Consider the following 7957-nt stretch of genomic DNA (forward strand, 5'->3'; position numbering starts at 1 on the left):
GTGACGGGGGACGGTGTCCGGCCTCGGCGCACCGTGCCCGATCATGGAGGCATGTCCGACTCCTACGTACGGGTGCGCGGCGCCCGTGAGCACAACCTCCGCGGTATCGATGTGGACATCCCGAGGGACGCGCTGGTCGCGTTCACCGGGGTGTCCGGATCGGGCAAGTCCTCGCTGGCCTTCGGCACGCTCTACGCCGAGGCGCAGCGCCGCTACTTCGAGTCGGTCGCCCCGTACGCCCGGCGGCTGATCCACCAGGTCGGCGCGCCGAAGGTCGAGGACATCACCGGACTGCCGCCCGCCGTCGCCCTGGAGCAGCGGCGCTCCGCCCCCACCTCCCGCTCCTCGGTCGGCACCGTCACCACCCTCTCCAACACCCTGCGGATGCTGTTCTCCCGCGCCGGCGACTACCCGCACGGCGTGACCGAGCGGCTGGACTCCGACGCCTTCTCGCCCAACACGGCGGCCGGGGCCTGCCCGGAGTGCCACGGTCTGGGCACCGTCCACCGGGTCACCGAGGACTCCCTGGTACCCGACCCGGAGCTCTCGATCCGCGACGGCGCCGTCGCCGCCTGGCCCGGCGCCTGGCAGGGCAAGAACCTCCGCGACATCCTCGCCGCCCTCGGCCACGACATCGACCGGCCGTGGCGCGACCTGCCGGCCGCCGATCGCGAGTGGATCCTGTTCACCGACGAACAGCCGGTCGTCACCGTCCACCCGGTCCGCGAGGCCGGCCGGATCCAACGCCCCTACAAGGGCCAGTACATGAGCGCCCGGCGCTATGTGCTGCACACCTTCGCCGACTCCAAGAGCGACACGCTGCGCAAGCGCGTCCAGGGGTTCCTGGTCGCCGAGCCCTGCCCGGTGTGCCGGGGGCGGCGGCTGCGCCCCGAGGCGCTGGCCGTCACCTTCGCGGGCCGGGACATCGCCACGCTCGCGGCCCTGCCGCTCGGCGCACTGGCCCACCTGCTGCGCCCCACCGCGGAGCGTCCCGACGACGGGGTGGCCCCGACGCTCGCCCGCGACCTGGTCGCCCGCATCGAGGTGCTCACCGAACTCGGCCTGGGCTACCTCAGCATGGACCGCCCCGCGCCCACCCTCTCCGCGGGGGAGCTCCAGCGGCTCCGCCTCGCCACCCAGCTGCGGTCCGGCCTCTTCGGCGTGGTCTACGTCCTCGACGAGCCGTCCGCCGGTCTGCACCCCGCCGACACCGAGGCCCTGCTCACCGTGCTCGGCCGCCTCAAGGCCGCCGGCAACTCGCTCTTCGTCGTCGAGCACGACATGGACGTGGTGCGGCGCGCCGACTGGATCGTGGACATCGGACCGCGGGCCGGGGAGCACGGCGGACAGGTGCTGCACAGCGGCCCGGTCGCCGCCCTCGCGGATGCCGGGGACTCCGCCACCCGCCGCTTCCTCTTCGCCCCCGCACCACCCGCCGCCCGCGCCCCGCGCACCCCCACCGGCACCCTGGCCCTGCACGGCGCCACCCTGCACAACCTGCGCGACCTGGACGCCGCCTTCCCGCTCGGCGTCTTCACCGCCGTCACCGGTGTCTCCGGATCGGGCAAGTCGACGCTGGTCACCCGGGTCCTCGCGGAGACCGTACGGGACCACCTCGGGGCGGACCGGGCCCCGGCCGACGCCGGAGCCGACGATCCGGACTCCGGACCGGAGGCCCGCCCGCAACTGGCCGCCGCCAAGGGGCTGGAGGCCGTCGACCGGCTGGTCCGGGTCGACCAGAGGCCCATCGGCCGCACCCCGCGCTCCAACCTCGCCACCTACACCGGGCTGTTCGACGCGGTACGCAAGGTCTTCGCGGCCACCGACGAGGCCCGCGCCCGCGGCTACACGGCCGGCCGGTTCTCCTTCAACGTCGCCGCCGGCCGCCGCGAGACCTGCCAGGGCGAGGGCTTCGTGGCCGTCGAACTCCTCTTCCTGCCCGGCAGCTACGCGCCCTGCGCCGACTGCCACGGCGCCCGCTACAACCCCGAAACCCTGCGGATCACCTACCGGGGCCGCACCGTCGCCGACGTCCTCGCGCTGACCGTCGACGACGCCGCGGACTTCCTCGCCGACGTCCCGGCCGCCGCCCGCAGCCTGCGCACCCTCCAGGACGTCGGCCTCGGCTATCTGCGGCTGGGCCAGCCCGCCACCGAGCTGTCCGGCGGCGAGGCCCAGCGCATCAAGCTCGCCGCCGAACTCCAGCGGGCCCGCCGCGGCCACACCCTCTACCTCCTCGACGAGCCCACCACCGGACTGCACCCCGCCGACACCGAGGTGCTGCTGCGGCAGCTGCACGGCCTGGTCGACGCGGGCAACACCGTGGTCGTCGTCGAGCACGACATGGGGGTGGTGGCGGGCGCCGACCACGTCATCGACCTGGGGCCCGGCGGTGGCGCGGAGGGTGGCCGGATCGTCGCCGCCGGCACCCCGGCCGAGGTCGCCGCGGCCCCCGGCAGCCGCACCGCCCGTTACCTCGCCCGGACTTGCGGACAGGGGCGGATGGCCGAATCCTGACGGTCCGCTAATGTACGCGGGTCAGCACAGCAGCACAGACAGCGCGCAGCGACCTGCGGCACGACGAAGGGGCACCTCCCGTGGCAGACATCGAGACGGCCAGGGCGACGTTCGAGCGGTTCGACGCGGACGGCGACGGACAGGTCACGCCGGACGAATTCAAGCGGGCCATGGCCGAGTTGGGGGACCCGTACGTCACCGGCCCGATGGCCGAGGCGGTCATCCACACCAAGGACACCGACGGCGACGGTCTGATGTCGTTCGACGAGTTCTGGGCCTCCCTCGAGGGCTGAGCCGCGGGAGACCGGGCCCGCGGCCCGGTCTCAGCGCCCGCCCCGGTCCTGCCGCCGCGCGGACGAGGCGAGTGCTCCCGGTGTCCCCACCGGCGGCGGGGCGGCACGGTCGCCGGTGCCCCACCGGGACGGCCGCGCACCCACGGTGAAGGCCAGTTCGCGGCCCGCGCGCAGATCCGCGGTGGTGAGGTAGGTACGGTCGTGCCGGGCACCGTCGAGCCGTACGGAACGGATGTACCGGTCGGTGGCCGAGGTGCCGGGCGCCGTGACGGTGAAGTGCCCGGCCGGGAAGTACCGCCGGTCCAGCGTCAGATCCACCCGGTCGAAGACCGGTGTGCTCAGGCCCCAGGTGTCGGTGCCCGGCTGCACCGGGAACATCCCGATCGAGCCGAGCACCATCCACGCCGACATCGTCCCCAGGTCGTCGTTGCCGGTCATACCCGTGGGGGTGTCGGTGAACAGCGTCAGTGCGGCATGCACCACGTCGGTGGTCTTCCAGGGCCGGCCGGTCGACAGGTAGGCGTACGGTGCGGTCAGATCGGGCTCGTTCTCCGGGTTGTACTTGTCGGCGTTGTAGTAGTCGTAGGGGCCGTGCACCCAGACCGTGCGCACCGTCCGCTCCGGGTCGCGGAGCAGCTGCGGATAGGCGAAGAAGGAGTCCAGCCGGGCGTCGGCCCGGTCCCGGCCGCCGATCAGCCGCATCATCCCCGGCATGTCCTGCGGCACCAGCCACTGGTACTGCCAGGCCGTGCCCTCGTGGAAGCCCTCGCTCTTGGCGGGGTCGGCGGGTCCGGTGAACGCGCCCCTGGCGTCCCTGGCCCGGAAGAAGCCGGTCGAACGGTCGAAGACGGTGCGGTAGTTGAGCGCCCGCGCGGCATAGCGCTCGGCGTCCGTCCGGTGGCCCAGGTCGCGGGCCATCCGCGCCAGCATCGCGTCCGACAGTGCGTACTCCAGCGTCGCCGAGGCGCCGTGGTCGAAGTCGGAGTCCCCGGGCTTGGTGTGCGGGTGCCCCTTGATGTAGGGGACGTAACCGTTCTTCATGTACGGGACGTTGGCGTCCCGCCCGACGGCCGGCGAGGCGGCCGGCGGCACCCCGTCGGCGTTCTTCCGCAGCGCCGTGTACGCCTCCTCCTCGTGCCCCGTCAGCAGCCCCTGCCGATAGGCGTTGGTGAGGAACGGGGTGACCGGGTCGCCGGTCATGATGTTGGTCTCGACCGTGCCGTAGCCCCACTTGGGCAGCCAGCCGCCCTCCTGGTCGATCCGCAGCACCGACAGCGCCATGTCGCGCGCCTCCCGCGGCGCGAGCAGCGACAGCAGCTGCGTCTGGGTGCGGTAGGTGTCCCACAGCGACCAGTTCTGGTAGTACGTGAACCCCCTTGCCCGGTGCGGGCGTTGATCCCAGCCGGTGTAGCGGCCGTCCACGTCGCTGCCGATGTTCGGCGCGAGGAAGGACCGGTAGAGGGAGGAGTAGAAGGCGCGCCGCAGGGCCGGATCGCCGCCCCGGGTGCGCACCAGGCGCAGCCGGCGCTCCCAGGCCGCGTCCGCCGCGGCCTTCGTGCGGTCGAAGGAACTCCCGCCCTCCGCACGGAGGTTGCGTGCCGCGCCGGCCGCGTCCACATAGCTCAGGGCCGTGGTCGCCTCGACGGTGCGGTCCCCTCGGGTGTCGAAGCGGACGTAGGCGCCGTTCCGCCCGGTGGCGGTGGAGTCCCGGGACCCGGGCGTCACCTTGTCGCCGTGCCAGGTGCCGTACGCCGTGAACGGCCGGCTGAAGCGGGTGAGGGTGTGGACCGTGTACGGCGCGGTGTCCCGGCAGAAGCCGCGGCCGGTGATGGCGGTGCGCACGGTCCGCGAGTCCAGCACCTCGACGCGGATGGAGACCGTCTTGTGCAGCGACTGCCCCGAGTTGAGCAGCACATTGGCCTTGTCGGTGGCCGGGAAGGTGAAGCGCTGCCGGCCGGTGCGGGCGGTGGCGGTCAGCTCCGCGGTGATACCGCCGTACGAGGTCAGGCCGACGCGGTAGTAGCCGGGCCGGGCCGACTCGCCGTCATGGGTGTACGCGGCGGCGTACTTCGCGTTGTCGGTGGAGGTGATGTCGCCGGTGGTCGGCAGCACCGGGAGATCGCCGCCGATGCCGCAGCCGACTCCGGAGAGGTGCACCGCGCCGAACCCGCGGACATGGCTGTCGTCATAGCCGTATCCGGTGGAGTGGCCGGTGTCGGGGGAGAGCTGCACCATGCCGAACGGCACGGTGGCCCCGGGGAAGGTGTTGCCGTCGTTCCGGCTGCCGATGAACGGATCGACCAGGTCGGTGAGGTGGCCGCCGGGCGGCGCGGCCCGCGCGGCGGGGGCGGTGAGCGTGCCCGCGAGCAGCGCCGCCGCCAGCGCCGCGCCCGCGGTGCGCAGCCGATTGCCTCCGAACCAGGGCATGGACAGACCTCCAGGAGGGCCGACAACGTTGTCGGAGCGCGGTCATTCTTCGGGCCGGGCGGGGACGCGTCAAGGGGCACGACCGGCCGACGGCCCTCGTCCACCCCTGCTCTGTGCATCCGTTGGACCAGCCGGCGGGCACTCCGCCGCTGCGGTTCCTCGAAACCGCAGCGGAACAGGCGGAATTGATGTGCCATCAGCGATGCTTCAGGCGTCCGTGTCCGCGCCCTGCGCCGTGGCCAGTTCAGAGCGGCGGTAGGAGTACGAGAAGTAGATGACCAGCCCGAGGAGGAACCACACCGCGAACCGGACCCAGGTCTGCCACGCCAGGAAGGTGACCAGCCAGAGCGAGAAGCACACCCCGATCGCGGGCACCACCGGCATCCCCGGGGTGCGGAAGGTGCGCGGCAGGTCGGGGCGCTTGTAGCGGAGCACGATCACCGAGACGCTGACCACCACGAACGCCAGCAGGATGCCGATGTTCGTCAGCTCGGCGGCCTCGCCGATCGGCAGGAAGCCCGCGATGATCGCGGAGGCGATGCCGACGATCCAGGTGACCCGGACCGGCACGTGGTGGGTGGCGCTGGTCTTGGCGAACCACCTCGGCAGCAGCCCGTCCCGGCTCATCGAGAACCACACCCGGGTCACCCCGAGCATGAAGGTGAACATCACCGTCAGGATGCCGATGATCGCGCCGACCGCGATGACGTCGGCCAGCGCGTCCAGGCCCACCGACTTGAACGCGGTGGAGAACCCGCTCTCCGGGTTGATGTGCCGGTAGTTCTGCATCCCCGTCAGCACCAGGCAGGCGAGGACGTAGAGGACCATCGAGATCGCCAGCGAGTACACGATCGCCTTCGGCATGTGGTGCTGGGCGTCCTTGGACTCCTCGGCGGCGGTGCTCATCGCGTCGTAGCCGAAGACCGCGAAGAAGACGGTGGCCGCGCCGGTGAACGCGCCGCCGACGCCGAACGGGAAGAAGGGGTGGTAGTTGGCGGTGTCGATGTGCTGGCAGCCGACCGCGATGACGACCAGGACGACCAGCACTTTCAGGCCGACCACGAGCGTCTCGAAACGGGCGGCGTTCTTGATGCCCAGGGTCAGCAGATACGCGATGAGCAGGCAGAGCACCGCGGCGAAGAGGTCCATCCGGTGGCCGGGCCCGGTGCCGGGGGCGCCGAGCATCCACACCGGCAGCTTGATCCCCGTCTCGCCGAGCAGGAAGGAGAAGTAGCCGGAGATGCCGATCGCGACCACCGCCACGATCGCGGTGTACTCCAGTAGCAGGTCCCAGCCGATGAACCAGCCGGCCAGCTCGCCCAGTACCGCATAGCCGTAGGTGTAGGCCGAGCCCGCCTTCGGGATCAGCCCGGCGAACTCCGCGTACGAGAAGGCCGCCGCGGCGCTGGCCACGCCGGCGACGAGGAAGGAGACCAGCACCGCCGGACCGGCCTTGCCGTTGGCGACGGTGCCGGCCAGCGTGAAGATGCCCGCGCCGATGATGCCGCCGACACCGATGGCGGTCAGCTGCCACAGCCCCAGTTCCCGGGTCAGCTGCTCGCCCGCGGTGCCTTCCGGCTCCTCGATGTGCTCGATCGGTTTACGGCGCCATACGCCCGCTCCCGCGCGCAGCCCCATGCGTGCCATGCGTGATCCCTCCGTACGCTCGTACGGACCGTGCTGGTCCGACGGCGGATCATCATGGCCGCTCGGTGGACCCGGAGAAAGGCGACTCGGCGTCAGGGCGCCAATCGGCCCCGGGGCTTCAGTCGGCGTCCTCCAGCCGGAATCCGACCTTCAGCCCGACCTGGTAGTGGTCGATCTGCCCGTCGACGATATGGCCGCGGACCTGGCAGATCTCGAACCAGTCGAGGTTGCGCAGGGTCGTCGAGGCGCGCTTGATGCCGTTCTGGATCGCGGCGTCCACGCTCTGCTGGGACGTCCCCACGATCTCGGTGACGCGATAGGTGCGGTCGGTCACGGTGGTCTCCCTCGGCCGGGGCGGCGCTCCGCCCGTCCATCTCCCACCGTGCCTCAGCCCGGCCCGCCCCACCAGCGGAGCTGTCGCCGCCGGGCTACGGGACGACCGTGACCGGCCACCGCCCGGCCTTGACCAGGCGCACCGCGACCGACCCCATGATGCGGTGCCCGGCGGACTCCGAGGCGCCGACCACCACCGCGTCCGCCTTCAGCTCGTCGGCCATCTGCACCATGCCGTTGTACGGGTCCCCGCGCAGGGTGTGGAACTCCCAGCGCAGGTGGTAGATCCCGTCCAGTCGGTCGGTCGCCCTGCGGATCTCGGTCATCAGCTCCTCGGCGACCTCGGTGGTGGTGTCCACCACCGGGGCGCCCATCGCGGCTCCGGCCGGCAGCACCGGCTGCACGTAGACCATCACCAGCTTCGACCCCTGGCGCCGGGCCAGCCCGGACGCGTAGGCGGCGGCGCGCCACGACGAGTCGGAGCCGTCGACGCCGACGACGATGACCTTCGGGCCGTCCGTTCCGCGCTCGAACGGCGCGGCTGCGTTCTCGTCCACACTTCGGAGGTTATCCGCACACGCGTGCCCGTGGGCTCCCGGGCCCGGCGGAGCGCGCGGCTTCGGCCAACGGTCACGCGGGGGCGGGCGGCCAGTTGTCCGGGGACAGTACGCCCAGCACATACGCCCGGGCGACCAGCGCGGTGCGGCCCTGCACCCGCCAGCGGCGGGCCCGCCGGGGGA

At 72.3% G+C, this 7957-nt stretch carries 6 protein-coding genes and 1 pseudogene; 2 read left to right on the forward strand and 5 right to left on the reverse strand.

Annotated features, from left to right (window positions below; genetic code table 11):
* Window positions 1-51: 51 nt before the first annotated feature.
* Complete coding sequence (locus RZ84_RS32250) at window positions 52-2517, forward strand: excinuclease ABC subunit UvrA (protein ID WP_043267990.1); 2466 nt, start codon at window positions 52-54, stop codon at window positions 2515-2517.
* An 80-nt stretch (window positions 2518-2597) separates the two neighbouring features.
* Window positions 2598-2810 carry an EF-hand domain-containing protein gene (locus RZ84_RS32255; protein ID WP_043267992.1) on the forward strand — a complete coding sequence of 71 codons (213 nt, stop codon included), beginning with the start codon at window positions 2598-2600 and terminating at the stop codon, window positions 2808-2810.
* A gap of 30 nt (window positions 2811-2840) precedes the next feature.
* On the opposite strand, the gene RZ84_RS32260 is transcribed toward RZ84_RS32255, so the two are convergent.
* The 5 genes and pseudogenes from RZ84_RS32260 to RZ84_RS42085 all read right to left on the reverse strand — a co-directional run.
* Window positions 2841-5237 (reverse strand): GH92 family glycosyl hydrolase, encoded by a 2397-nt coding sequence (locus RZ84_RS32260; RefSeq protein ID WP_052230315.1) that lies wholly within the window; start codon window positions 5235-5237, stop codon window positions 2841-2843.
* A gap of 207 nt (window positions 5238-5444) precedes the next feature.
* On the reverse strand, window positions 5445-6884 hold the full coding sequence (locus RZ84_RS32265) for an amino acid permease (protein WP_043267994.1): 1440 nt from the start codon (window positions 6882-6884) through the stop codon (window positions 5445-5447).
* Window positions 6885-7002: 118 nt separating this feature from the next.
* Complete coding sequence (locus RZ84_RS32270; RefSeq protein WP_043267996.1) at window positions 7003-7218, reverse strand: dodecin; 216 nt, start codon at window positions 7216-7218, stop codon at window positions 7003-7005.
* 94 nt (window positions 7219-7312) lie between these two features.
* Window positions 7313-7774: a universal stress protein gene (locus RZ84_RS32275; protein WP_043267998.1), complete on the reverse strand. Its 462-nt coding sequence runs from the start codon at window positions 7772-7774 to the stop codon at window positions 7313-7315.
* Between the two features lie 73 nt (window positions 7775-7847).
* Window positions 7848-7957, reverse strand: a pseudogene (locus tag RZ84_RS42085) (diguanylate cyclase); the annotation flags it as partial.

Origin of the sequence: Streptomyces sp. CT34 (genome assembly GCF_000805335.1) — a bacterium.
Taxonomy (GTDB): Bacteria; Actinomycetota; Actinomycetes; order Streptomycetales; family Streptomycetaceae; genus Streptomyces.

Bases quoted from the DNA above. Each gene is read 5' to 3' on its own strand.
- RZ84_RS32265 (WP_043267994.1), bottom strand. From the start codon at position 6,884: ATGGCACGCATGGGGCTGCGCGCGGGAGCGGGCGTATGGCGCCGTAAA.
- RZ84_RS32250 (WP_043267990.1), top strand. From the start codon at position 52: ATGTCCGACTCCTACGTACGGGTGCGCGGCGCCCGTGAGCACAACCTC.
- RZ84_RS32260 (WP_052230315.1), bottom strand. From the start codon at position 5,237: ATGCCCTGGTTCGGAGGCAATCGGCTGCGCACCGCGGGCGCGGCGCTG.